The organism is Tsuneonella sp. HG249 (genome assembly GCF_053819205.1).
On sequence record NZ_JBSOQY010000001.1, the window covers coordinates 260,918 to 283,165 of the forward strand.

At 65.6% G+C, this 22,248-nt stretch carries 29 protein-coding genes; 16 read left to right on the top strand and 13 right to left on the bottom strand.

Going from position 1 to position 22,248, the window contains the following annotated elements; genetic code table 11:
* Positions 1–31: 31 nt before the first annotated feature.
* Both ACWPM1_RS01335 and ACWPM1_RS01340 read left to right on the top strand, forming a co-directional pair.
* The gene (locus ACWPM1_RS01335; protein ID WP_455693044.1) at positions 32–2,173 is read left to right on the top strand and encodes a prolyl oligopeptidase family serine peptidase; all 2,142 of its coding nucleotides are present in this window, start codon (positions 32–34) and stop codon (positions 2,171–2,173) included.
* Complete coding sequence (locus ACWPM1_RS01340) at positions 2,170–2,547, top strand: (2Fe-2S) ferredoxin domain-containing protein (RefSeq protein ID WP_455693045.1); 378 nt, start codon at positions 2,170–2,172, stop codon at positions 2,545–2,547. Before ACWPM1_RS01335 ends, ACWPM1_RS01340 begins: the two co-directional genes overlap by 4 nt.
* Here ACWPM1_RS01340 and ACWPM1_RS01345 read toward each other — a convergent pair.
* Positions 2,530–2,817 carry a hypothetical protein gene (locus tag ACWPM1_RS01345; RefSeq protein WP_455693046.1) on the bottom strand — a complete coding sequence of 96 codons (288 nt, stop codon included), beginning with the start codon at positions 2,815–2,817 and terminating at the stop codon, positions 2,530–2,532. The genes ACWPM1_RS01340 and ACWPM1_RS01345 overlap by 18 nt on opposite strands.
* 84 nt (positions 2,818–2,901) lie before the next feature.
* Between ACWPM1_RS01345 and ACWPM1_RS01350 the strand changes: the two genes are divergently transcribed.
* Genes ACWPM1_RS01350 through xth form a run of 3 tightly spaced genes read left to right on the top strand, consistent with a single transcriptional unit; the run spans position 2,902 to position 4,484 of the window.
* Positions 2,902–3,333: a CBS domain-containing protein gene (locus ACWPM1_RS01350; RefSeq protein WP_455693047.1), complete on the top strand. Its 432-nt coding sequence runs from the start codon at positions 2,902–2,904 to the stop codon at positions 3,331–3,333.
* A 31-nt stretch (positions 3,334–3,364) separates the two neighbouring features.
* Entirely contained in the window at positions 3,365–3,694 is a 330-nt protein-coding gene (locus ACWPM1_RS01355) for a HesB/IscA family protein (protein WP_455693048.1), read from the top strand.
* Between the two features lie 10 nt (positions 3,695–3,704).
* A complete protein-coding gene (gene xth / locus ACWPM1_RS01360; RefSeq protein ID WP_455693049.1) occupies positions 3,705–4,484 on the top strand; it encodes an exodeoxyribonuclease III in 780 nt (259 codons plus the stop codon).
* Here the strand turns inward: xth and ACWPM1_RS01365 are convergent.
* The 10 genes from ACWPM1_RS01365 to ACWPM1_RS01410 form a co-directional block, all read right to left on the bottom strand.
* Positions 4,475–5,113 (bottom strand): cell wall hydrolase, encoded by a 639-nt coding sequence (locus tag ACWPM1_RS01365; RefSeq protein ID WP_455693050.1) that lies wholly within the window; start codon positions 5,111–5,113, stop codon positions 4,475–4,477. The genes xth and ACWPM1_RS01365 overlap by 10 nt on opposite strands.
* Positions 5,114–5,315: 202 nt before the next feature.
* Positions 5,316–5,648: a DUF1491 family protein gene (locus ACWPM1_RS01370; RefSeq protein WP_455693051.1), complete on the bottom strand. Its 333-nt coding sequence runs from the start codon at positions 5,646–5,648 to the stop codon at positions 5,316–5,318.
* Entirely contained in the window at positions 5,649–6,122 is a 474-nt protein-coding gene (locus ACWPM1_RS01375; RefSeq protein ID WP_455693052.1) for a PaaI family thioesterase, read from the bottom strand. It abuts the gene before it with no gap.
* Entirely contained in the window at positions 6,109–6,570 is a 462-nt protein-coding gene (locus ACWPM1_RS01380) for a PTS sugar transporter subunit IIA (RefSeq protein WP_455693053.1), read from the bottom strand. The genes ACWPM1_RS01375 and ACWPM1_RS01380 overlap by 14 nt, the downstream gene beginning before the upstream one ends.
* Positions 6,571–6,650: 80 nt before the next feature.
* On the bottom strand, positions 6,651–7,220 hold the full coding sequence (gene hpf, locus ACWPM1_RS01385) for a ribosome hibernation-promoting factor, HPF/YfiA family (RefSeq protein WP_455693054.1): 570 nt from the start codon (positions 7,218–7,220) through the stop codon (positions 6,651–6,653).
* A 48-nt stretch (positions 7,221–7,268) separates the two neighbouring features.
* Complete coding sequence (gene dnaQ / locus ACWPM1_RS01390) at positions 7,269–7,952, bottom strand: DNA polymerase III subunit epsilon (RefSeq protein ID WP_455693055.1); 684 nt, start codon at positions 7,950–7,952, stop codon at positions 7,269–7,271.
* Between the two features lie 63 nt (positions 7,953–8,015).
* On the bottom strand, positions 8,016–8,609 hold the full coding sequence (gene coaE, locus ACWPM1_RS01395) for a dephospho-CoA kinase (protein WP_455693056.1): 594 nt from the start codon (positions 8,607–8,609) through the stop codon (positions 8,016–8,018).
* Positions 8,606–9,460 (bottom strand): shikimate dehydrogenase, encoded by an 855-nt coding sequence (aroE, locus tag ACWPM1_RS01400; RefSeq protein WP_455693057.1) that lies wholly within the window; start codon positions 9,458–9,460, stop codon positions 8,606–8,608. Before aroE ends, coaE begins: the two co-directional genes overlap by 4 nt.
* Positions 9,457–10,035 carry a Maf family protein gene (locus ACWPM1_RS01405; protein ID WP_455693058.1) on the bottom strand — a complete coding sequence of 193 codons (579 nt, stop codon included), beginning with the start codon at positions 10,033–10,035 and terminating at the stop codon, positions 9,457–9,459. Before ACWPM1_RS01405 ends, aroE begins: the two co-directional genes overlap by 4 nt.
* Positions 10,032–10,856, bottom strand: coding sequence for a pyruvate, water dikinase regulatory protein (locus tag ACWPM1_RS01410; protein ID WP_455693059.1), 825 nt, complete (start codon positions 10,854–10,856; stop codon positions 10,032–10,034). Before ACWPM1_RS01410 ends, ACWPM1_RS01405 begins: the two co-directional genes overlap by 4 nt.
* A gap of 315 nt (positions 10,857–11,171) precedes the next feature.
* On the opposite strand from ACWPM1_RS01410, the gene hemE reads away from it, so the two are divergent.
* From hemE to ACWPM1_RS01430, 4 genes are all read left to right on the top strand, one after another.
* The gene (hemE, locus tag ACWPM1_RS01415; protein ID WP_455693060.1) at positions 11,172–12,197 is read left to right on the top strand and encodes a uroporphyrinogen decarboxylase; all 1,026 of its coding nucleotides are present in this window, start codon (positions 11,172–11,174) and stop codon (positions 12,195–12,197) included.
* Between the two features lie 31 nt (positions 12,198–12,228).
* Positions 12,229–12,672 carry a CopD family protein gene (locus ACWPM1_RS01420; protein WP_455693061.1) on the top strand — a complete coding sequence of 148 codons (444 nt, stop codon included), beginning with the start codon at positions 12,229–12,231 and terminating at the stop codon, positions 12,670–12,672.
* Positions 12,673–12,834: 162 nt separating this feature from the next.
* A complete protein-coding gene (rho, locus tag ACWPM1_RS01425) occupies positions 12,835–14,100 on the top strand; it encodes a transcription termination factor Rho (RefSeq protein WP_455693062.1) in 1,266 nt (421 codons plus the stop codon).
* 25 nt (positions 14,101–14,125) lie between these two features.
* Positions 14,126–14,515, top strand: a complete 390-nt coding sequence (locus ACWPM1_RS01430; RefSeq protein WP_455693063.1) for a BLUF domain-containing protein — start codon at positions 14,126–14,128, stop codon at positions 14,513–14,515.
* 54 nt (positions 14,516–14,569) lie between these two features.
* Here the strand turns inward: ACWPM1_RS01430 and ACWPM1_RS01435 are convergent, their stop codons facing one another.
* Positions 14,570–14,968 carry a nuclear transport factor 2 family protein gene (locus ACWPM1_RS01435; protein WP_455693064.1) on the bottom strand — a complete coding sequence of 133 codons (399 nt, stop codon included), beginning with the start codon at positions 14,966–14,968 and terminating at the stop codon, positions 14,570–14,572.
* Positions 14,965–15,663 (bottom strand): dienelactone hydrolase family protein, encoded by a 699-nt coding sequence (locus ACWPM1_RS01440; protein ID WP_455693065.1) that lies wholly within the window; start codon positions 15,661–15,663, stop codon positions 14,965–14,967. Before ACWPM1_RS01440 ends, ACWPM1_RS01435 begins: the two co-directional genes overlap by 4 nt.
* Before the next feature lie 80 nt (positions 15,664–15,743).
* Here ACWPM1_RS01440 and ACWPM1_RS01445 point away from each other — a divergent pair, with 80 nt between their 5' ends.
* The 7 genes from ACWPM1_RS01445 (at position 15,744) to ACWPM1_RS01475 (ending at position 22,182) form a co-directional block, all read left to right on the top strand.
* Complete coding sequence (locus ACWPM1_RS01445; RefSeq protein WP_455693066.1) at positions 15,744–16,001, top strand: DUF6489 family protein; 258 nt, start codon at positions 15,744–15,746, stop codon at positions 15,999–16,001.
* 39 nt (positions 16,002–16,040) lie between these two features.
* Entirely contained in the window at positions 16,041–17,309 is a 1,269-nt protein-coding gene (gene mnmE / locus ACWPM1_RS01450; protein ID WP_455693067.1) for a tRNA uridine-5-carboxymethylaminomethyl(34) synthesis GTPase MnmE, read from the top strand.
* A gap of 57 nt (positions 17,310–17,366) precedes the next feature.
* Positions 17,367–19,217: a tRNA uridine-5-carboxymethylaminomethyl(34) synthesis enzyme MnmG gene (gene mnmG / locus ACWPM1_RS01455; RefSeq protein ID WP_455693068.1), complete on the top strand. Its 1,851-nt coding sequence runs from the start codon at positions 17,367–17,369 to the stop codon at positions 19,215–19,217.
* Positions 19,218–19,273: 56 nt separating this feature from the next.
* Positions 19,274–19,843 (top strand): 16S rRNA (guanine(527)-N(7))-methyltransferase RsmG, encoded by a 570-nt coding sequence (rsmG, locus tag ACWPM1_RS01460; RefSeq protein ID WP_455693069.1) that lies wholly within the window; start codon positions 19,274–19,276, stop codon positions 19,841–19,843.
* Complete coding sequence (locus ACWPM1_RS01465; protein WP_455693070.1) at positions 19,840–20,616, top strand: ParA family protein; 777 nt, start codon at positions 19,840–19,842, stop codon at positions 20,614–20,616. The genes rsmG and ACWPM1_RS01465 overlap by 4 nt, the downstream gene beginning before the upstream one ends.
* Positions 20,613–21,581 (top strand): ParB/RepB/Spo0J family partition protein, encoded by a 969-nt coding sequence (locus tag ACWPM1_RS01470; protein WP_455693071.1) that lies wholly within the window; start codon positions 20,613–20,615, stop codon positions 21,579–21,581. Before ACWPM1_RS01465 ends, ACWPM1_RS01470 begins: the two co-directional genes overlap by 4 nt.
* A gap of 106 nt (positions 21,582–21,687) precedes the next feature.
* Positions 21,688–22,182, top strand: coding sequence for a Csu type fimbrial protein (locus ACWPM1_RS01475; protein WP_455693072.1), 495 nt, complete (start codon positions 21,688–21,690; stop codon positions 22,180–22,182).
* The last annotated feature ends 66 nt before the right edge of the window (positions 22,183–22,248 follow it).

Below are 22,248 nucleotides of genomic sequence, written 5' to 3' on the forward strand. Positions count from 1 at the left end.
TCGGCGGCGTGGGGACGCTAGTCCGCGGCGCATGAAAGTCAGAACAAGGGTCGCCCTCGTCGCCGCGCTGGCCGCGGTGTCTTCGTCCGTCATCGCCGCCAAGCCCGCGCAGCCCCGGCCCGACGCCCGCGCGCCAATGACTGCGCAGGACCTCGTCACCCTGCCCCGTCTCGGCGCCGCGACGGTCAGCCCGGACGGTGCGCTGGCGGTCTATTCGGTGACCGAAACCGACCCCACGACTTTCGCGCGAACGACCGCGCTGGTCCTCCGTTCTCTCGCCGACGCGAAGGCCGCCTCGATCCGGCTGGACCTGGGCGGCACCGCCACCAGCCCGGCATTCGCGGACGACGGCCTGCTCTATTTCTTGTCCGATCGCGGGAGCGAGAAAACGGATCAGGTCTGGCGAGCGCGCCTGTCGGCCGAAGGTGTTGGGAGCCAAATAGTACAGGTCACCGCGTTCAAAGCGGCCGTCGCCGGCTTCTCGCTCGCTCCAGGAGCGACAAAGCTCGCGGTGTGGGGCGATTTTGCCCGCACCTGCACTACTTTCGGTTGCGATGACAACGCCGCCCACCTGCCGGGCCCAGGCAGCGGACGGCTGTACGACGGCGAGGTCGGCTTCGTGCGCCACTGGGACTCCTGGGAAACGCCCGGCGTGTATGGCCGCGCGTTCGCTTTCCCTCTGGTCGACGGCAAGGCGATCGGCGGGGGAGTTCCCCTCGACGGGCCAAGCGGCAAGGATGCGCTGGTGGGCGATACGCCGACCAAGCCCTTCGGCGGCGTCGAGGAGATCGCGTGGTCGGCAGATGGTCGCGGCGTGTTCTTCGCCGCGCGCAAGGCGGACAAGAACGAGCCGCGCTCGACCAATGTGGACCTGTGGTTCAACGACCTTACCGGCCGTGCGCCCACTAACCTGACGGCTGCCAACGAGGCGACCGATACGCTCCCCGCCCCGTCCCCCGACGGCAAGTTTCTCGCCTGGGCGGCGATGGCGCGACCGGGCTACGAGGCCGACAAGCTGACGGTCATGCTCAAGGAGCTGGCCACCGGACAGGTGCGTCCGCTCACCGCCACGTGGGACCGCTCGGTGAGCTCGCTCGCGTGGACTCCGGATTCCAGATGGATCGTCGTCACCGCCGAAGATGTGCTCGACACCCCCGCTTTCCGGATCGACCCGCAGTCCGGCAACGTCGAGAAACTGGATCTGATGGCCGGCAACGAGGCGCAGATCGGCAACGTGGTGCCGCTGGCAGGCGGCGGGCTGGTGTTCACCCGCGCCTCGATCGGTGGACCCAACGAACTCTACTTGTCGCGCAACTGGGGCCAAGCCGTTCCGCTGACCGATGCGGCGACCTCGCTTCTCGGCAAGCGCGCGCCCATCGTCACCCGCCGGTTCAGCTTCAAGGGCGCCAATGGCGACACGGTCTGGGGGCAAATCACAAAGCTCGACCGGGTCCAGGCCAAGATGCCGGCGATCCTCTACGTCCACGGCGGGCCGCAGGGCAGTTTCAGCGACTCCTGGTCCAACCGCTGGAACCCGCGCGTGGTGGCGAGCCAGGGCTACGCGGTGATCTCGGTCGATTTCCACGGCTCGACCGGATACGGCCAGGCCTTCACCGACAGCATCACCAACGACTGGGGCGGCAAGCCGCTCGAGGACTTGCAGAAAGGCCTCGCCGCGGCGCTCGCGCTCGACGGGCAGATCGACGGCGACAACGCCTGCGCCATGGGCGCGAGCTACGGCGGATACATGATGAACTGGATCGCCGGCGTCTGGCCCGACCGGTTCAAGTGCCTCGTTCAGCACGACGGCATCTTCGATGCGCGCGCGATGGCGTTCGAAACGGAAGAACGGTGGTTCGACCTGTGGGAGCACGGCGGCAAGACTTATTTGGAGGACCCGGCCGCCTACGAGCGCTGGAACCCGGTCCATCACATCGACAAGTGGAAGACGCCGATGCTCGTGATCACGAGCGAGAACGATTTCCGCATCCCTTACACGCAGGGGCTGGCTGCCTTTACCGCCCTGCAAATGAAGGACGTGCCGGCACAGCTACTGGTATTTCCGGACGAGAACCACTGGGTGCTGAAAGCCAAGAACTCGCTCCAGTGGCACAACACCGTGTTCGACTGGCTGGGTCGCTGGCTGAAGCCGCAGAGCCGCCAGGCAAAGTGACGGCGCCCGGCGACATTCCCAAGGCCCGCGCGGCGCTGGCCAAGATCGGCGGGGAGCGCATCCAGCGGCAGATCTTCCTTTGCGCGATGTCGGACAAGCAGGCCTGCTGCTCGCGCGAGGAGGGGGAGCGCGCGTGGAAGTATCTCAAGCGGCGGCTCAAGGAACTCGGGCTGGTCGGCAGGACAGTCCAGCGGACCAAGGCCGATTGCCTGCAGGTGTGCGAAGCGGGCCCGATCGCGGTCGTTTGGCCTGACCATGTCTGGTATCACTCGTGCGACGAGGCGGGGCTCGAGAAGATCATCCAGCAGCACCTGATCGGGGGGGAGCCGGTCGAGGAATTGCGCCTGCGCGAGGCTCTACCAATCGTCTTCTAGGCGGTCGATCACCGCTTCGTCGTGGCCGGTGCCGTTCGAGAGGAACACCAGCCCCATCAGCGCGCCCATCAGCATCATCGCGGCGCCCACGCCCAACCCTACAGCGATGTAGAAGTGGATCGACATCGCGGTTTCAGACACCCACAGATAGCCGAGGATCGCCGCAACGGTGACGGCGGTGGCCGTGCCCATGATCTTCATCATGCGCTTCCAACGCGCCCACGCGAAGGCGGCGCTGGCGGGATCGTCGAGCGGCGAGGAGTTCGGCATGGCCGTCATGTGGGCTCGTGCGGCGCCGCTGGCAATCGGCTTGCGATCGTGGCATTCTGACCGACCACGAAAGGGAGAGTCCCGATGGACATTGCCCGTTTGATTGCCGGCCGCGCCAGCAGCGAAGTGCTTACCTGCGATGTCGACATGAAGATGCGCGACGCGCTCGGCATCCTTGCCAACCGCCGCATCGGCGCGTTGCCGGTGATGCGGCATGGCGAAGTCGCGGGTATCTTCTCGGAGCGCGACGTGATCTACTGTCTCGAGCGCGAAGGTGAGGCGAGCCTCGACAAGCTTGTCGGCGAAGTGATGACCGCGCCCGCGATCACCGTCGAACCTTCGACCCAGATCGAGGATGCCCTCGAGCTCATGACCCGGCGGCGCATCCGCCACCTGCCGGTGGTGCAGAGCGGCGTGATGTGCGGCTTCGTTTCGATCGGCGACCTCGTGAAAGCGCAAGTCGACGCCATCGCGCACGAGGCCGAAGCCATGCGCTCCTACATACAGAGCGCTTGAGCCGGACCGCCGGGCACCCCATATCGCCGCCATGGCCGAACCGCTGATCCTCACCGAGAACGCCGCCAAGCGCGTGGCCGCTATCGCTGCCAGGCAGGCGAGCCCGCCTATCCTCCGCCTCGCGGTGGAAGGTGGGGGGTGCTCCGGCTTCCAGTACAAGTTCGATCTCGCCAAAGTGGTCGAGGGCGACGATTCGGTGAGTGAGACCGATGGGGTTAAACTGGTGGTCGATCCGGTGAGCCTCGATCTCATCTCGGGCAGCACTGTCGATTTCGTCGAATCGCTCGGTGGCGCCGCCTTCAAGGTCAGCAATCCGCAGGCCGCAGCCGGTTGCGGTTGCGGTTCCAGCTTCGGCATCTAGAACCCCCCGGATGCGCATTGCATCCTTCAACATCAACGGGGTCAAGGCCCGGCTCCCGCGGCTCCTCGAATGGCTGGAGGAGACCCGGCCGACAGTCGCCTGCCTGCAGGAAATCAAGAGCCAGGACGACGGCTTCCCCTACGCCGAGTTCGAGAAGATCGGTTACCAGGCGATCTGGCACGGGCAGAAGGGCTTCAACGGCGTCGCCATCCTCGCGGATGGGGTGGCACCGGTCGAGGCACAGCGCACCCTCCCGGGCGACCCGGAAGACGAGCATGCCCGCTATATCGAAGCCGATGTGGGCGGCGTCCGCGTAGTGTGCATCTACCTGCCCAACGGCAACCCGGTGCCGGGGCCCAAGTTCGACTACAAGCTGGCCTGGATGCGGCGTCTGCGCACGCGGATGCTGGCGCTGTGGGAGCTGGAAATTCCCGTAGCGGTGGTTGGCGACTTCAATGTCATCCCCGAGGACAAGGACGTCTGGTCACCCAAGGCGATGGCCTTCGACGCCTTGATGCAGCCCGAATCGCGTGACGCCTATGCGCGTCTGCTGAGCGACGGATGGACCGACGCCCTCGACACCCTCAACCCGCGCGGCGGAGTGTGGACCTTCTGGGACTTCCAGGCTGGCGCGTGGCAGCGCGACCATGGATTCCGGATCGATCATATGCTGCTCTCGCCCGAGCTTGCCGACCGAATGGTCGCCGCCGGGGTCGACAAGGAATATCGCGGGCGAGAGAAACCCAGTGACCACGTGCCGGTGTGGGTGGAAGTGGCCGATCAGCGGTAGAAGATGTGCGTATCGATGGTCGCGCGGGCGATCTTGGTCCGGCTCCAGCTCGGCTTCACGTATGTGGCATGGAAGTAGAGCGAATCGCCGACTCCGCTGTTCCACAGGCCCTCATGCGCAATCCGGGCGATGGCCGATGCCCGCTTCCAGGCGAGCGAGCCGCGATCGATGCGGGGCATGGCCCCACCGCGAACGAACGAGAACTGCGACTTCTGGTAGACGACGCCGCAATAATCGCCCGGGAAGCGCCCGGATTCGGCGCGGTTGACGACGACTTGGCCGACGGCAAGCTGGCCGGCGAGGGGCTCGCCGCGCGATTCGAAGTAGATCGCTCCCGCGAGGCACTCCATCTCGCGCGAAAGGCCTGCCCCTTGGGGCATCGTCTCGATGAGCTGGCTGAGCGACGCAGCCTTCGGGACGGCGTTCTCGACCGGCAGCGGCTGCGCCACTTCTTCGGCCACGAACTGCACTGGCGGTGCCACGGGCACCGTTTCGTCGGTCAACTGAGGCTCAGCCACCGGCGTGCGGATCTCGCTGGTTTCAGCGTTGGCGCCGGATCCATCGGCGGCGAAAAACGTAAGTACAATCGTCGCGGCGAATGCCGCGATAGTCGAGCGGTGAAACTGCATTGATCCATCGGTCAAGGCGGTGGACGCGCTCTGTCGCAGGCTTGGACCCGTCCGCATTCGATGCGTCGAAGCGGGTCCTGAAAATCAGCCTGCCGGCCGCCCCCCGTCTGCGCGCTGGCCGATCGACCGAAATGCCGATGCGTGCCGCCTGCGTCCGTAAAGGTGGCAACCACATATATGCTGCACTTGCGAAGTCAAATGGTCAGGGCAAAGCTGCGACGAACCGTTCCCTTTCCGGGACATCTGCCTCAATTAACCAAAAATCGGCGTCGCGCGAGCGTCGACGCTCCAAAGCTCCGGAAAATTCCTCTTCTTTTTCAATATCTTGCGATAGTGTCGGAACGAAAATGCGGTTCCCGGCCAGATCAGGCATGCGTTCGTATAGGATCGGGCGTTCACCACGACCGATAATTACGATGCCGATGGTGCCGGCGTCTCGCTCGCCGCGTGCGAGCACCGTCGCAAAGCCGCCCATCGATTCGGCGAGGCGGCGGATCGCCGCCACTTCCATATGCGCCGGCAGCCGCGCGTCCACTCAGGCCGCCGCGTAGCCGGGCAGGCCCGACAGGGCGATGCGCGAGCGCATGAAAGTCCCCGTTCCGCGCCCGATCTCGTCGCCCATGGAATCCACCAGCCGGGATTCGGCAACCAACACACGCTTGCGCCCGCTAATCCAGCGGCCCTCGGCGACCACCTCTCCCTCCCTCACCGGCTTCGTGAAATGCAGATTGAACGAGGTGGTCAGGAGAAAGCGGTCCGTCACCAGCGTGTTGGCCGCATAAAAGGCCGCGTCGTCGAGCATCTTGAAGTAGATCGTCCCGTGGGCTGCTCCCGCTGCGTGGTAGACCTCTCTGGCCACCGTAAAGGTCAGACGCGCCCGACCGTCGCCGACAATTTCCAGACGCGACGCGAAAAGGGCGTTGATCGGCGCCGCGGCGTAGAGACGCTCGAGCGCGCGATAGTGCAGCCCCGCGCCTGCGCTGTGCCCGAAATCGTCAGGCGGCGTCACGGTCCGAGGCGTTCGTCAGCAGCGCATAGAGCGTCTCGGTATCGCTCGCTTGGGTGAGAGCGCGGTGCATGTCCACGTCGCGTACCATGCGCGAAAGCGCCGCCAGCGCGTGCAGGTGGGTGGTGCCGGCGTTGGTCGGCGAGAGCAGGCCGATGGCGATATCGACCGGCATCCGGTCGGCCGCGCCGAACTCCACCGGCCGCGACAGCTTGAGCAGCGCCGCGACCGGACGGCTGAGGCCGTCCAGCCGCGCATGCGGCAAAGCGATCCCCCGGCCAAATCCCGTGCTGCCGAGCGCCTCCCGCTCTTCCAGGCCCTCCAGCACCAATCCGCGGTCGAGCGAATAGACCTTCGCGAAGCGCTCCGCGAGCGCGGCCAGGATCGCCGGCTTGTCGGCCGGGGAATCGACCCAAACGGCCTCGGGCAGGAGCTTGAAAATCGCGTTCATTCAACAGGCAGTCGAATCGGTGGCCGGAGGTCCGGCCGTAAGGGGAAAAGGTGGATCGCGGCGCGCAGGACGGATGCCGCTTACCGCGGCTCGACCCAGCCGATCGAACCGTCGCGGCGCCGATAGACCATATTGTGCCGACCCGTTCCAGCGTTTTTGAACAGCATCGCGTTGGTGTCGCGCAAGTCGAGCATCATCACCGCATCGGCGACACTGGTCTCGGGAATATCCGCCTTGGTCTCCGCGATGATCATCGGGCTGTCGGGCACTTCGACTTCCTCTGCGTCGGCATCGGGAGCGGCGAGGATCGAGTAGGCTGCTTCTTCCTCGCGCACCGCATGGGCGCTTTGCTCATGGCGGTCATGGAGGCGGCGCTTGTAGCGGCGAAGCTGCTTGTCGATCTTCTCGGCCGCCTGATCGAGCGCTTGATGCGCATCCTGCGCGACCCCGTGCGCCTTGAGTATCAGTCCATGCATCACATGGGTGACGATGTCGCAGCTGAACGCGCCGGCCGGCGCCTTTCCGAATGTGACCTGCGAGGAAATGGCTCGGTTGAAGTACTTGTCGACTATCTGCGTGAGGCGATCGCTGACATGTTCCTGCAGCGCGGCGCCGGTTTCGATCTGGTGACCCGAAACGCGAATATCCATCGGCAATGGTGCTCCTTCGTGGTTTGCGACCCCTGTCCCAATGAAACTCTACGCGGCCCAGATGGCTCCCTCGATGCGGGCGACAAATGCCGCATGGCGCGCCAGCTCCTCGACCGATGCAGCATGCGGACGCGGGGCCCGGAACGTCCGCTCGCGCGCCGGATACATCACGGTGATGACACCGTCGTCGCTCGCCGTACCGGCCAGCGAGAGACCAATCTGCCGGCCGCCGGTCAGTTCGACGTAGACTTGCGCCAGCAGTTCGGCATCGAGCAGCGCGCCGTGTTTCACGCGGTGGCTTCGATCGATCCCGTAACGCGTGCACAGCGCGTCGAGCGACAGCTTGGCGCCTGGATGGCGCCGCTTGGCGATCGCGACGGTGTCGATCATGCGGCTGAGGCAGACCGCCTCCAGCCCGCAGAGATCGAGCTCGAAGTTGAGGAAGGCGAAGTCGAACCCGGCGTTGTGGGCGACCAGCGGCGAGTCGCCGATAAAGGTCAGCAGCTCGTCGCACTTGTCGCGGAAACGGGGCTTGTCCGACAGGAATGCGGCCGACAGGCCGTGGACCGCTTCGGCGCCTTCGGGCATGTCGCGATCGGGGTTGAAGTAGGCGTGATAGGTCGCGCCGGTCGGCACACGATTGACCAACTCGATACAACCGATTTCGACCATCCGGTCTCCCGTTCGGGGATCGAGGCCGGTGGTTTCGGTATCGAACACGATTTCGCGCATGTGTTCGGAATCTATCGGCCCCTTCGCGCACGCTGGCAAGGGGGTTGAGGCACTTCCGGCGTCTCAGCGTCGGCGGATTTGCCCGATCAGCCTCTTCACGGCCTCTTCGGTTTCGCGCAGCGTGGTGCCGGTGTCGATGATGTGGTCGGCGCGGACGCGCTTCTCCGCATCGGAGACCTGCAGCGAAAGGATGTGGGCAAACTTCTCCGGTGTCATGCCCGGCCGCGCCATGACCCGCGTGCGTTGCACCTCCGGCCGGGCGGAAACCACCACGGTCGCATCGACCTGTTCCCAGCCGCCCTTCTCGAACAGCAGGGGAATGTCGAACACGACCAGCGGCTGGCCGGCGTGCTCGATCATGAAGGCATGACGTCGGGCGGCGACGGCCGGGTGGACGAGCGCCTCGAGCCGGGCGAGCGCCTCGCGATCGCCGAACACGAGCGCCCCGAGCTTGTCGCGCAATACGCCTTCGGGCCCGGTCGAGCCCGGGAACGCAGCTTCGATCGCGGGTACCAGGGTTCCGCGCGGTCCCTGCAGGCGGCGCACCTCGGCGTCGGCGTCGAACACGGGTACGCCGGCCGCCTCGAACATGGCCGCGACGGTGGACTTTCCCATGCCGATCGAGCCGGTGAGGCCGAGGATGAAGGGTCGGCTCATCGGGCGAGAACCTCGCGCAGTTCGGCATCGAGATGCCGCGGCGGGGCAACGCCGAAGAACCGCTCGAACGCCAGCGCGGCCTGGCCGATCAACATCGAGAACCCGTCGAACGTGCGATGTCCCGCTTCGCGGGCTGCGGCAAGAAATGCGGTCTCCACCGGGTCGGTGACGATGTCGTAGGCGATCGCGCCCGGCGGAGCGTGAGTCCAGTCGAAGGCCAGCTCCGGCTGGCCGCGCATGCCGAGCGGGCTGGCGTTGACCACGAGGTCGAGGCAATCGGCTCGGTCGTCGAAGGGGAAATCCGTCGGCTCGGCAAAATGGGCGAGATCGACCTCGTGATGCTCGCCGCCCGGATCGAGTTCGTCGAGGAGCACGCGGGCCTTGGCGGGATCGCGACCGGCGAGCACGATGACGAACTTCTCCCGCGTCAGCGCCGCGACGATCGCGCGCGCTGCGCCGCCGGTCCCGAGCACCCGCGCCATGCGGAAATAGTGCGCCTCGGTAAGCTGTGGCGCGAGGGGCTCGAGAAACCCGCCCGCATCCGTATTGTAGCCCACCAGCGCGCCTTTTTCGGGGATGACGGTGTTCACCGCGCCGATCGCTTCCGCCAGCGGATCGAGCCGATCGAGATGAGCAACGACCGCCTGCTTGTGCGGCATGGTGACGTTGCAGCCGCGCCACGCCGGATCGCCGCGGCGGGTGTCGATGAAGCGCTTCAATTCGCCTGGACGAACATGAATCGCTCTGTAGTCGGCGTCGATCGCGAGCTTCTGCAGCCAGAATCCATGAATTGCCGGCGATTTCGACTGCGCGATCGGATCGCCGATCACTTCGGCATAAGCTCGGGTCATGCCGGCAGCTCGCCGCACTCGCGCAGCGCGCTCAGCACCGCCAGCAACGGCATGCCGAGCACGGTGAAATGATCGCCTTCGATCTTCTCGAACAGTTGGACGCCGCGCCCCTCGATCCGGAACACGCCGACGCAAGCCGCAACTTCGGGCCATTCGGCGGCAAGATAAGCGCCGATGAAATCGTCCGACAGCTCGCGAACCTGCAGCCGCGCGACGTCGGCCTGCGACCAGAGGAGCTTGCCCTCGCGGCACAGCGCGGCAGCGGAGTGCAGTTCCATCGTGCGGCCCGAGAACTGGCGCAGGTGGTGCGCGGCATTGTCGCGGCTGACGGGCTTGTCGAAACGCTGCCCGTCCACCCAAACCAGCGAATCGCTGCCGAGAACCAGATCGCCTGCGCCGCCGACCGCGAGTGCCTTGGCTTCGGCTAGCTTGCGCGCGACCTCGCCCGGCGGCGCCCCCTCAAGCCCCGCCTCGAGCGCCCGCTCGTCGACTGCAGCCGGCTCGCAGCGAAAGGCCACCCCCGCCGCCTGGAGCATCGCCCGCCGCGAAGCGCTCTTCGATGCCAGCACGATCATGGCGCGCTCCGCGCCTCGCGCTCGCCGTAGAGCCGGATGACCGCCGCGGCGGTTTCCTCGATCGAGCGGCGGGTCACATCGATTACCGGCCAGTCGTTGTCGGCAAACAGGCGGCGCGCGAATTTCACCTCGGCCGCCACCCGCTCGGCATCGACATAGTCGCTTTCCCGGCCCTCGGCGATCGTCAGCAGCCGGTTGCGGCGGATCTGGATCAGCCGGTCGGGTGCGGTGGTCAGGCCCACGATCAGCGGCTGGCGCAGGCTGTAGAGCGCGGGGGGCGGGGGGCTCTCGACCACCAGCGGGATGTTGGCGACCTTGTAGCCGCGGTTGGCGAGATAGATGCTGGTCGGCGTTTTCGAGCTGCGCGAAACGCCGGCGAGGACGATATCGGCCTCTTCCCAGTCCTCCCAGCCGACCCCGTCGTCGTGCGCGATGGTATACTGGATGGCCTCCACGCGGGCGAAGTAAGCCTCGTCCATCGCGTGCTGGCGGCCCGGGCGCCCGTGCGTCGCCTGCTGGCCGAGATGCGCCTCGAGGGCGGCGGTCACGGCATCGAGTACCGGGACTGCCGGGAGCCCCAGTACCCGGCAATGCTCTTCCAGCCGGGTACGAGTTTCGTCGTTGACCAGGGTGAACAGCACGAGGCCGGGATTGTTGGCCAGGTCGGGCACGATGCGGTCGAGGTGCTGGCGACTGCGCACCATCGGCCAGAAGTGGCGCTGGACGTCCGCCTCGTCGAATTGCGCGAGCGCGGCCTTGGCGATCATCTCCAGCGTTTCGCCGGTCGAATCCGACAGCAGGTGGAGGTGGATGCGCGGCATTCGGCTCCGCTTCGGCGGCTGTGGAGAACGACCGGCATAAACCACGGGAGAGACATGCGGACAAGGCGCACGGCCCGAACCATCACCACTGACCCGGATTCCGCGAGCGTGCTTGTGGACACCGATGCTGACCTTCCCACAGGCCGGGGATAGCGGGGAAAACGATTGATTGACGCGCGAGTCCGCGGATTCGCCCGGCCGAAGCGGCCTGTTCAGCGCGGGAGAAATCGGGCAGGGCGCCGCTGTCCCCGCTTTCCACAGGGCCAACAGACTCCTTCATCTTCTATAAGAATCTAATTGAATTGGATTAGAGCCATGCCCGGCTTGCTTCTCGATACCCTGAACGGACGTCGTGGCGACCAGGTCCCGCTGTGGCTCATGCGCCAGGCAGGGCGCTATCTGCCCGAGTACCGCGCTCTCCGCGCCGAGAAGGGCGGGTTCCTCGAACTGGTCTACGATAGCGATGCCGCGGCCGAGGTGACGCTGCAGCCGATCCGCCGCTTCGGGTTCGACGGCGCGATCCTGTTCTCCGATATCCTCATCGTGCCCTATGCCATGGGGCAGGATCTGGCATTCCTCGCCGGTGAAGGTCCGGCGCTCTCGCCTCGGCTCGCGGATACCGCGCTGGGGGCGCTCCAGGCGGTTCCTCAGCGCCTCGAACCGATCTACGCCACGGTGGCCAAGGTCCGCGCCGCTTTGGGCCCTGAGACGACGCTGCTGGGCTTTGCCGGGAGCCCGTGGACCGTGGCGACCTACATGGTGGGCGGAGAGGGCTCCAAGGACCACCACGCGGCGCGCGAGATGGCCTATCGCGATCCGGCGGCGTTCCGCGAAATCATCGACGCCATTGCCGAGGTGACCGTCGATTATCTCGTCGGCCAGATCGGGGCGGGGGCGGAGGCAATCCAGCTGTTCGATTCCTGGGCCGGCAGCCTCGCTCCCGACGAGTTCGAGCGCTGGGTCATCGGGCCCAACGCCAAGATCTGCGCAGCGGTCAAAGAGCGCTGCCCGGGCGTGCCCGTGATCGGCTTTCCCAAGGGCGCGGGGGCCAAGCTGGCCGCCTATGCGCGCGAAACCGGGGTCGATGCGGTCGGCGTCGACGAGACGATCGACCCCGCCTGGGCCGCGCGCGAGCTGCCCGCCGGCATGCCGGTGCAAGGCAACCTCGATCCGTTGCTCCTGCTTACCGGGGGGCAGCGGCTGATCGAGCGCACCGGCGAAATCCTGCGCGCATTCGCCGATCGGCCGCACGTGTTCAACCTCGGCCACGGCATCGGCCAGTTCACGCCGATCGAGCACGTCGAGCGCTTGCGCGACACGGTGCGGCAATGGCGGGGGTGACGGTGGCGCTCGCGTTTCCTAGATGGCGATTATGGAATCGACGCTGGCGATGACCTATCTCTGGCTCAAGGCCGGCCACGTGATCTTCGTGATCTTCTGGATGGCGGGCCTGTTCATGCTGCCGCGCTACCTGGTCTACCACCAGGAAGCGGCGCCCGGTTCGCCCGAGGAAGCGGCGTGGATCGACCGCGAGCGAAAGCTGCTCAGGATCATCCTCGCGCCTTCGATCGTGGTGGTCTGGGTGCTGGGCATCCTGCTCGCGAGCACGACAAACCAATGGGGCGAAGGCTGGCTCCACGCCAAGCTGCTGCTCGTTCTGCTGCTCTCGGGCTATCACGGCTGGATGGCGGGCTACGCGAAGAGGCTCGCACGAGGCGAGCGCCCGCTCACCGGCAAGCAACTACGCCTGCTCAACGAAGTGCCGGGTCTTGCCGCGGCGCTGATCGTCGTGCTGGTGATCGTCCGCCCCTTCTGAGGCTGCGACGAACCGAGCGCGTGGCGAATTGACGGCGAGCCTCCCCGCCAGTAATCCCCGCGGCACCAACCGGCTTCTCCGGTCTCCCAGGCGAGACCGGGTCGCGCTTTCTCCAAGCCCCTTACGACCGGCCGGCCGCTTCCAGACTACGGAAAAAACATAATGCATTTGAAAGACCTCAAGAAGAAAGCCCCGGCCGAACTCGTCGAAATGGCCGAGGAGCTGGGCGTCGAAGGCGCGAGCACCATGCGCCGGCAGGACCTCATGTTCTGCATCCTGCGCGAGCTGGCCGAGGACGAGGAATACGAAGAGTCGATCATGGGGGTCGGCACCATCGAGGTGATGCAGGACGGCTTCGGCTTCCTGCGCAGCCCCGAGGCGAACTACCTCGCGGGCCCCGACGACATCTACGTTTCGCCCAACCAGGTCCGCAAATGGGGCCTGCGCACCGGCGACACCGTCGAAGGCGAGATCCGCGCGCCCAAGGAAGGCGAGCGGTACTTCGCGCTGACGACGCTCAAGACCGTCAACTTCGACGATCCGGACGCTGTCCGCCACCGCACCAACTTCGACAACCTGACCCCGCTTTATCCGGACGAGAAGCTGTCGCTCGACACGCTCGATCCTACCGTCAAGGACAAGTCGGCGCGGGTGATCGACATCATCTCGCCGCAAGGCAAGGGCCAGCGCGCGCTGATCGTCGCCCCGCCGCGCACGGGTAAGACCGTGCTGCTGCAGAACATCGCCAAGGCGATCACCGACAACCACCCTGAGGTGTTCCTCATCGTCCTCCTGGTCGACGAGCGCCCCGAGGAAGTCACCGACATGCAGCGTAGCGTGAAGGGCGAGGTGATCTCCTCGACCTTCGACGAACCCGCCACGCGCCACGTGCAGGTCGCCGAGATGGTGATCGAAAAGGCCAAGCGCCTGGTCGAGCACAAGAAGGACGTCGTGATCTTGCTCGATTCGATCACCCGCCTGGGCCGTGCCTACAACACCGTGGTGCCGAGCTCGGGCAAGGTGCTCACCGGCGGTGTCGACGCCAATGCCCTGCAGCGGCCGAAGCGCTTCTTCGGTGCAGCGCGCAACATCGAGGAAGGCGGCTCGCTGTCGATCATCGCCACCGCGCTGATCGATACCGGCAGCCGGATGGACGAGGTCATCTTCGAAGAGTTCAAGGGCACCGGCAACTCGGAAATCGTGCTCGACCGCAAGGTCGCCGACAAGCGCATCTTCCCGGCGCTCGACGTCGGCAAGTCCGGCACCCGCAAGGAAGAGCTGCTGGTGGAGAAGGACAAGCTGTCCAAGATGTGGGTCCTGCGCCGCATCCTCATGCAGATGGGCACCATCGACGCGATGGAGTTCCTCCTCGACAAGATGAAGGATTCCAAGACCAACGAGGACTTCTTCGCGACCATGAATCAGTAGGGGCCACCAGAAAGGCGCGGGTCGCATGCGCAGAGTCGTCTACATCAGCACCGCCACGGGCTTGTCCGCCGAAGAAGTCGATCGGCTGGTCGAATCCGCGCAGCGCAACAATGCCGAGCGCGGAATCAGCGGCTTCCTGATCTATAACGGGCGCAACTTCCTCCAGCTCATCGAAGGGGAGCAGGCCGCGCTGATGAGCCTGATGGCCACGCTCGCGCGAGATCCCCGGCATTCGGGGATGCTTATCCTGATCGACGAACCGATCGATGCGCGCAGCTGCCCGACCTGGTCGATGCATCACATGCCGCTGTCGCTCGATATCGCGGTGCGACGGGACAGCATCCGGAGCGGGCTGCCCGAGCCGATCTCGCCCTATGCCCGGCAGCTGGTGGAAAATTTCGCGGCGCTCAACTGAGCCTGTCTCGGCGTCGGCGGACCTGCTCCAGCGGATTCACTGCCAGGCGCCGTATCAGCCGTCCTGGCGCTGAAGCTGGGCCCCCATCATCTCCCAGACCTTGTTGATTGCCTTCAGCGGCCGGACCATGACCTTGAAGTCGCTGATCATTCCCGCCTGGTCGAAGGTGATGATATCGACGCCGTTGATGTGAATGCCGTCGAGCTCGGTGACGAACTCGAGCAGCGCATGATCTCCCTGGCTGAACTCGCGCACGTACCGGAACTTGTCGGTATTGAGGACAACTCCGGCCGCCGCGAGATAGCCCACGACCTTGGCGCGGCCCTCCTGCGGGGAGTGGACCACCGGCGAGTGGAACACGGCGTCTTCACGGATGATTTCCGCCAGGTCGCCGGACTGGTTGCCGCCCTTCAGCACGCGGTGCCAGTTGGCGAGTCCCTTCTCCGCGCTCACCGCAAGTGCTCCGCGAAGAAAGCCGCGGTACGCGAGTCGGCAAGCTTTGCGCCTTCCTCGTCCCGGCGTTGGCCCATCTCCGCGGCGAACCCGTGATCGAGGCCCGGATAGTCGTGCAACGTCACCCGCAGATGGCTGTCCAGCTCGGCATGAATCTTGGCCTGCGCTTCGGGCGTTACGAAGTGATCCGCACCGGCGATGTGCAGCATCAGTGGCTTGGCGATCGCGTGCGCCTCGCCGAGATGCTGGTCGATCGAGACGCCGTAGTAGCCCACCGATGCGTCGATGTCCGTGCGGGTAGCGGCGAGGTACGCCATGTACCCGCCGAGGCAGAAGCCAACGAGCCCGACTTTGCCGCAGCCGGCGTCTCGCTTGAGGTGATGGATCAGCGCCTCGATATCGCGGATACAGTCGTCGCCCTTGAACTTGCCCATATTCTCCAGCGCGCGCTGGAACTGGTCCGGCACGTCGGGATCGAGCTCCTCCCCTTCGGCAAAGCGCCAGAAGATGTCGGGCGCCGCGGCGAGGTAGCCCTTGGCCGCCCATTCGTCGCACTTGGCGCGAATGCCGGGGTTCACCCCGAAGATTTCCGGGATGACGATGACCGCGGCGGCCGCGTGGCCCGCCGGTTCGGCCAGATAGACCGGGAAGTCCTCGCCCCCTTCCAATGTCGCAACCCGCTTCGTCTCGCCCATCGTGCTCTCCTCTGCCTCCGGCTACCCTAGCGCCGGGGCGCAGAATTTGCCAAACCCCGAGACGCAGCGAGGAGCCGGCAATGAAAGTGCATATCGAGATTGATTGTACGCCCGAAGAGGCGCGCACTTTCATGGGCTTGCCCGACGTCGGGAAAGCCAACGAAGTCTATGTCGACCTGATGGCCAAGGCGATGAAGGGCGTCGGCAGCGTCGACAAGCTGCAGGAGATGGCCGGGCAGATCGCCCCGATGGGCCAAATCGGGATGAAACTGTTCCAGAACTTCATGGAAGGCGCGGCGGTCGCGAACAAGGGTGCGAAGGGGTCGAAAGACACCTGACCGGTGGCCAGACGGGCTCGCACGCGCCACTGAGCATCGATGGAAACCATTTTCGCCCTTTCCAGCGGCGCCCCACCGGCAGCGATTGCGTTGGTGCGCATCAGCGGATCCGAGGCAGGCACGGCCTTGCGCGCCCTGGTCGGCCGTCCGCCGAAGCCGAGACGCGCCACCGCCGCCCTCTTGCGCGACGCGGGCGGCGAGATCCTCGATAGGGCGCTGGTTCTCTGGTTACCCGGTCCCGGGACCGCCACGGGAGAGGATGTCGCCGAACTACACCTTCACGGCGGGCGGGCCGTGGTCGCGGCCGTCGAGCGGGCACTGGCAGATATGCCCGGGTTGCGCCGCGCCGAGCCAGGCGAGTTCACCCGCCGCGCTTTTGCCAACGGGCGGATCGATCTCGCCGAGGCCGAGGGGCTCGCCGACCTGCTCGCGGCCGAGACCGAGCTTCAGCGACGCGCGGCGCAGGCGATGGCGGGCGGCGCGTTCTCGCGCCAGGTGGAAGACTGGCGCGAGCGAATCCTCGCCCTGTCCGCGGCGATCGAAGCTGTGCTCGATTTCGGCGACGAGGACGATGTCGGTGCGCTCCCGCCGGACTTCGACGAGCGGCTTGGCGCTTTGGCGCGCGAGATCGAGGAATGGCTCGGCCGGCCGCGCGCCGAGGCATTGCGCGAGGGCTTCCGCGTAGTCCTCGCGGGTCCGCCGAACGCCGGAAAGTCTAGTCTGTTCAATGCTTTGCTGGAAAGTGAAGCTGCCATAACCGCCGCCACGCCGGGAACCACGCGCGATGTCATCCAACGGCCTGTCGCTATTGGCGGCGTCCCCTTCCTCCTGGTCGATACCGCCGGGCTACGCGGCGGCACCGAGGACCAGATCGAGCAGATCGGCATCGAGCGCGCTCAGTCGGAAGTCGAGCGAGCGGACCTCGTGCTGTGGCTTGGCCCCGAAGGCGAAGGTCCAGAGGGCGGCTGGGAAATCGCCGCCAAGTGCGATCTCGGCAGCGGCGCGAAAACGAACCCGCGCGTCAGGGTATCAGCCTCCACTGGGGAAGGGCTTGCAGATCTGAAGGATGAACTGGTCCGGGCCGCCCGCGACGCGATGCCGTCGCCTGGGGAGGTGGCGCTCAATCGGCGGCAACACGATCTGCTTGCCCAGACCTGGGCGGCTCTGGTCGACCCCTCGCTATCGGATTTCCTGATCCTGGCGGAAAAATTGCGTTTGGCGCGTGTGTCGCTGGATCGGTTGACCGGCCGCGCTTCTACGGAGGACATGCTGGACGCGCTGTTCGGGAAGTTCTGCATCGGGAAGTGATGTTTCACGTGAAACAGGCTTTTGACCGCTTCCCTTGCCGAGTCTAATGCGCGAGCCATGCAGCGTTTCGACATCATCGTAGTAGGCGGAGGCCATGCCGGCGTCGAGGCGGCGGCTGTGGCCGCGCGGATGGGCTGCCGCGTGGCGCTGGTCACGTTCGACCGTGCCAAGATCGGCGCCATGAGCTGCAACCCTGCAATCGGTGGGCTGGGCAAGGGCCACCTCGTACGCGAGGTCGACGCCTTCGACGGCATCATCGCGCGCGCAGCCGATGCCGCAGCCATCCACTATCGGATGCTCAACCGCTCGAAGGGCAGTGCGGTCTGGGGACCGCGGGTCCAGGCCGACCGCCTGCTTTTCAAGCAGGCCGTTCAGGCCATGCTTGCCACACAAGGCGACCTCACCGTGATCGAGGGTGAGGCGGCGGCGCTCGAAATGGCGTCGGGCGCCGTCGTCGGGCTAAGATTGGCAGACGGCACCTCAATTGCCGGCGATGCCGCGATCCTCTGCACCGGGACTTTCCTCGGTGGACGAATGTTTCACGGGGAGGAGGTGCTCGACGGGGGGCGGATCGGCGAGAGTGCCGCGCATCGGCTCGCGTCGCAGTTGCGCGATGCGGCGCTACCGATGGCGCGACTGAAGACCGGTACCCCGCCCCGGATCGACGGCAGAACCATTGCTTGGTCGATGTTGGCGGAGCAACCGTCCGACACCGAGCCTTGGACTATGTCTCCACTGACGAAACGTCGGATCAATCCCCAGCTCGCCTGCGCGATAACCCGCACGAACGCGGCAACCCACGACATCATCAGGGCCAACCTCAATCGGTCGCCGATGTTCACCGGTGCGATCGGCGCGCAGGGTCCGCGGTACTGCCCATCGATCGAGGACAAGGTCCATCGTTTCGGCGATCGGGACGGCCATCAGGTATTCCTCGAACCCGAAGGGCTCTCCACCCATCTGGTTTATCCCAACGGCATCAGCACGTCGCTGCCGAGCGACGTGCAGCTTGCCATGTTACGGACGATGCCGGGCCTCGAGCGGGTGGAGATGGCGGTGCCTGGCTATGCAGTCGAGTATGATCATATCGACCCCCGGGCACTCGATCGCGGCTTGCAGGTGCGGGCAATCCCCGGGCTCTATTGCGCCGGGCAAATCAACGGGACAACGGGATACGAAGAGGCCGCCGCCCAAGGTCTCGTCGCTGGCTTCAGCGCGGCAGCGTCGGTGCGCGGCACCCTGCGCCCGGCGATCGACCGCGCGAATTCCTACCTCGCGGTGATGGTCGACGATCTGACCCTGCATGGAGTTTCCGAGCCGTACCGCATGCTCACTGCCCGTGCCGAGTATCGACTACGCCTTCGAGCCAGCAACGCATCAACACGGCTTACGCCGATCGCCAACGAGGCGGGTTGCATCGCTAGCGAGCGACGAGCTTGGTTTGCGACTCGTCAGGCTCTGCGTTCCACGTGGGACACCAAGCTGGCACAGCAGGTCGATGGCAAGACCCTGGCGGGGGAGGGTGTGCCGGTACGCCGGGACGCAGCCGCCAAACCGCTACGCGAATGGCTCGCACATGATTTCGATCCCTGTCTGCTGGACGCATGGTTGCCCAATGGGCTCCTCGGCAGCGAGGCCGGGATCGAGGTCCTGGAGGACGCCGCATATGCCCCGTATATTGCGCGCCAGGAGGCCGAGCTTCGCGACCTGCGGGCGGCCGACGCCATGACGATTCCCGCCGGGTTCGCGTTCGCGAATGTACCCGGCCTGTCGGCGGAAATGGTCGAGCGTCTATCGGCGGCGCGGCCGGACACGCTTGCGTCCGCGGGGCGCATTCCGGGCGTGACCCCCGCGGCACTCTCGGCTTTGCTTGTCCACGTGCGACGTGCCAGCCAGGTGCCTGCGTGATCGCGAGTGAGGAAGAGGCTCGTGAATTCGTCGCCGCAAGGTGCCAGCCGTCGACCTTGGCCACGCTCGAGGAGTTCGTCGCTCGCCTGCGGCAGGAGAACGAACGCCAGAACCTGGTTTCGGTACGGTCGCTCGAGGAAGTCTGGAGTCGCCATATTGCTGACAGCGCGCAACTCCTCGACCACTCGCCGAGCAAATGCGAACTTTGGCTCGACCTGGGCACGGGCGCCGGATTTCCTGGGATAATCGTGGCCCTGATGCGACAAGACCTGCCGGTCCATCTCGTTGAGTCGCGAAAGCTACGGATCGACTGGCTTAACAGTTCTCTTGCGGCGGCAAATGCGCGAAATGCGCGGGTGATCGGGTCTCGTCTGGAAGATGCGGAGGCTGTTCCAGCGTCGGTAATCAGCGCCCGGGCGTTTGCGCCGCTTCGCAAGTTGATTGATGCGGCAACGCGCTTTTCCACAAGCGACACGGTGTGGTTATTGCCCAAAGGGCGGTCGGCGGCGCAGGAAGTGGCGCAACTGCCACCAAAGCTGCGGCGCATGTTCCACGTGGAACCATCCGTGACTGACGCCGATGCAGGCATCGTCGTCGGACGCATCGCGAAAGGCCAGAACCGATGATTACCGTCGCGGTCGCCAATCAGAAGGGCGGGGTCGGCAAGACCACCACCGCCATCAACATTGCCACGGCAATGGCGGCAACCGGTTGGAAAACCTTGTTAATCGACCTCGATCCGCAGGGAAACGCCTCGACCGGAATGGGCGTGGCGAGCGATGCGCGCGAACGTTCGAGCTACGATCTGCTCGTCGATGGCGCGCCGCTCGCTGAATGCATCCAGCCCACCAGCATTCCCGGGCTCGACATTGTGCCTGCTACCGAGGATCTCTCCGGCGCCGAAATCGAGCTGGTCACGGTCGAGGACCGCACCGCCCGGCTGACCACTGCGCTCGCGGGCCATATCGGGCACGAGATCGCTTTCATCGATTGTCCGCCATCGCTGGGCCTGCTCACGCTCAACGCGATGGGCGCGGCCGATACGCTGCTGGTGCCGCTGCAGTGCGAATTCTTCGCTCTCGAAGGGCTCTCGCAACTGCTCACCACCGTCGAGCGGGTGCAGCAGCGCTTCAATCCGGATCTCGGCATTATTGGCGTCGCCTTGACGATGTTCGACCGCCGCAATCGCCTGACCGACCAGGTCGCCGATGACGTGCGGGCATGTTTGGGCGGGCTCGTGTTCGAATCGGTCATTCCCCGCAACGTTCGCCTGTCGGAAGCGCCGAGCCATGGCCTCCCGGCACTCGTTTACGATCACAACTGCACCGGCAGTCGCGCGTACATGGCACTCGCGCGCGAGCTAATCGGGCGCCTGCCCGCGACGAGGAAAGCCGCATGAGCAATCCGACCGACCCGATTCGCTTCTCGATCCCCGAACGGCCGAAAAGCGACAGCCGCCGCGCGCTTGGGCGCGGGCTGGGAGCCTTGCTCGGCGAGACCCGACGCGAAGAGCCGCTTGTCACCGGTGCGGACGGGGATGAGCAGGTGAATTCAAAGAGTTACGCGAGCTCGGGACTCGCCAGCATCGCCGTCGCTTCGATCGAGCCGCTCCCGGGCCAGCCGCGCCGGCGATTCGATGAGGCGGCGTTGGAAGAGTTGGCAGCCTCGATCGCGCAGCGCGGCGTGATCCAGCCGGTGATCGTCACGCCGTTGGGTGGTGGCCGCTATCGACTGGTTGCGGGCGAACGCCGCTGGCGAGCCGCCCAGAAGGCGAAGCTGCACGAGATTCCTGCCATCGTCCGCGAACTCGACGAGCGCGAGGTGATGGCGCTGGCGCTGATCGAAAACCTTCAGCGGGAAGACCTCAATCCGGTCGAGGAAGGGCGCGCCTATCAGCGGCTGGCCGAGGGCGAGGGCATGACCCAGGCCGAGATTGCCCAGCTCGTCGACAAGTCGCGCAGTCACGTGGCGAACCTCCAGCGGCTGTTGCAACTGCCCGAACCGGTTCTAGAACTGGTCGAGGATGGCGCGCTTTCGATGGGGCACGCCCGCGCGCTGATCGGGCACGAAGATGCGATCGTGCTGGCTACGCGCGCCGTGCGGGACAATCTCTCGGTGCGCGAGGTCGAAATCCTCTCCCGGCGCGACAGCGGCAGGAGCGCCCGCCGGGCCGCCCGCGTGGCCCGCGATCCGGCCAAGGATGCCGATATCGCCGCGGTCCAGCGCCATCTCGAGGACTTCCTCGGCCTGAGCGTGCGGATCAAGACCGACACCGATCCCCGCTCGGGGGCGGTAACCATTCGCTATCGCACGCTCGACCAGCTCGACCTTGTTTGTCAAAGGCTTACCGGCGGCGATATCTGATCTCGGGCCAATCGGAAGCGTTACTTCGAGGCTACCGGGGCATTAACTTTAACCTAAGGCCTTGCCCCTATTCCCCACCGTGCTGAAAAGCGGGGGGATCGATTTCTTGGGTTCGGCAGTCAAGTTTGCAGTGGTGATCCTGGCCGGAGCGTTCACGCTCTCGGCGTCACCGTGCCTTGCCGCCAAGGCGACTTACACGATGCCCGTGTCGGTCAACGTAATGGCCGGTTGCACCGTTTCCGCCACGCCGCTTGTATTCATGATGCCGGTGCCAGCGAACACCACTTTCGATAGCACAGCGGCGATCACAGTCGTCTGCACGCCGAATATGGCCTACACGATCGATCTCGATAACGGGCTCCACGCGCAGGGTAACAACCGCCAGGTCCGTCATTCCACGCTCAATGCGACGATGTTCTACGACATCCACAAGGACCCGCCGCGCAGCCAGATCTGGGGCCGCGGCAACACTCGCAATCTCGCCGGAAACTCCGGGCCGACGGGTGTAACGGTATATCCGGTCTATGGCCGCTTGACCGGCAAGGCAAGCACGCCTCCCGGCAACTATAGCGACCTGGTGACCGTCACCGTCAATTTCTGACGCTTCGTTTCCGTCAACGACTTACTGAAAGAAAACAGGGTTAAAAAGACTTTCGGCGGTTACGTC

Bases quoted from the DNA above. Each gene is read 5' to 3' on its own strand.
- ACWPM1_RS01335 (WP_455693044.1), top strand. From the start codon at position 32: ATGAAAGTCAGAACAAGGGTCGCCCTCGTCGCCGCGCTGGCCGCGGTG.
- ACWPM1_RS01345 (WP_455693046.1), bottom strand. From the start codon at position 2,817: ATGCCGAACTCCTCGCCGCTCGACGATCCCGCCAGCGCCGCCTTCGCG.
- ACWPM1_RS01350 (WP_455693047.1), top strand. From the start codon at position 2,902: ATGGACATTGCCCGTTTGATTGCCGGCCGCGCCAGCAGCGAAGTGCTT.
- ACWPM1_RS01355 (WP_455693048.1), top strand. From the start codon at position 3,365: ATGGCCGAACCGCTGATCCTCACCGAGAACGCCGCCAAGCGCGTGGCC.
- xth (WP_455693049.1), top strand. From the start codon at position 3,705: ATGCGCATTGCATCCTTCAACATCAACGGGGTCAAGGCCCGGCTCCCG.
- ACWPM1_RS01365 (WP_455693050.1), bottom strand. From the start codon at position 5,113: ATGCAGTTTCACCGCTCGACTATCGCGGCATTCGCCGCGACGATTGTA.
- ACWPM1_RS01380 (WP_455693053.1), bottom strand. From the start codon at position 6,570: ATGAACGCGATTTTCAAGCTCCTGCCCGAGGCCGTTTGGGTCGATTCC.
- hpf (WP_455693054.1), bottom strand. From the start codon at position 7,220: ATGGATATTCGCGTTTCGGGTCACCAGATCGAAACCGGCGCCGCGCTG.
- dnaQ (WP_455693055.1), bottom strand. From the start codon at position 7,952: ATGCGCGAAATCGTGTTCGATACCGAAACCACCGGCCTCGATCCCCGA.
- coaE (WP_455693056.1), bottom strand. From the start codon at position 8,609: ATGAGCCGACCCTTCATCCTCGGCCTCACCGGCTCGATCGGCATGGGA.
- aroE (WP_455693057.1), bottom strand. From the start codon at position 9,460: ATGACCCGAGCTTATGCCGAAGTGATCGGCGATCCGATCGCGCAGTCG.
- ACWPM1_RS01405 (WP_455693058.1), bottom strand. From the start codon at position 10,035: ATGATCGTGCTGGCATCGAAGAGCGCTTCGCGGCGGGCGATGCTCCAG.
- ACWPM1_RS01410 (WP_455693059.1), bottom strand. From the start codon at position 10,856: ATGCCGCGCATCCACCTCCACCTGCTGTCGGATTCGACCGGCGAAACG.
- hemE (WP_455693060.1), top strand. From the start codon at position 11,172: ATGCCCGGCTTGCTTCTCGATACCCTGAACGGACGTCGTGGCGACCAG.
- ACWPM1_RS01420 (WP_455693061.1), top strand. From the start codon at position 12,229: ATGGAATCGACGCTGGCGATGACCTATCTCTGGCTCAAGGCCGGCCAC.
- rho (WP_455693062.1), top strand. From the start codon at position 12,835: ATGCATTTGAAAGACCTCAAGAAGAAAGCCCCGGCCGAACTCGTCGAA.
- ACWPM1_RS01430 (WP_455693063.1), top strand. From the start codon at position 14,126: ATGCGCAGAGTCGTCTACATCAGCACCGCCACGGGCTTGTCCGCCGAA.
- ACWPM1_RS01440 (WP_455693065.1), bottom strand. From the start codon at position 15,663: ATGGGCGAGACGAAGCGGGTTGCGACATTGGAAGGGGGCGAGGACTTC.
- ACWPM1_RS01445 (WP_455693066.1), top strand. From the start codon at position 15,744: ATGAAAGTGCATATCGAGATTGATTGTACGCCCGAAGAGGCGCGCACT.
- mnmE (WP_455693067.1), top strand. From the start codon at position 16,041: ATGGAAACCATTTTCGCCCTTTCCAGCGGCGCCCCACCGGCAGCGATT.
- mnmG (WP_455693068.1), top strand. From the start codon at position 17,367: ATGCAGCGTTTCGACATCATCGTAGTAGGCGGAGGCCATGCCGGCGTC.
- ACWPM1_RS01465 (WP_455693070.1), top strand. From the start codon at position 19,840: ATGATTACCGTCGCGGTCGCCAATCAGAAGGGCGGGGTCGGCAAGACC.
- ACWPM1_RS01470 (WP_455693071.1), top strand. From the start codon at position 20,613: ATGAGCAATCCGACCGACCCGATTCGCTTCTCGATCCCCGAACGGCCG.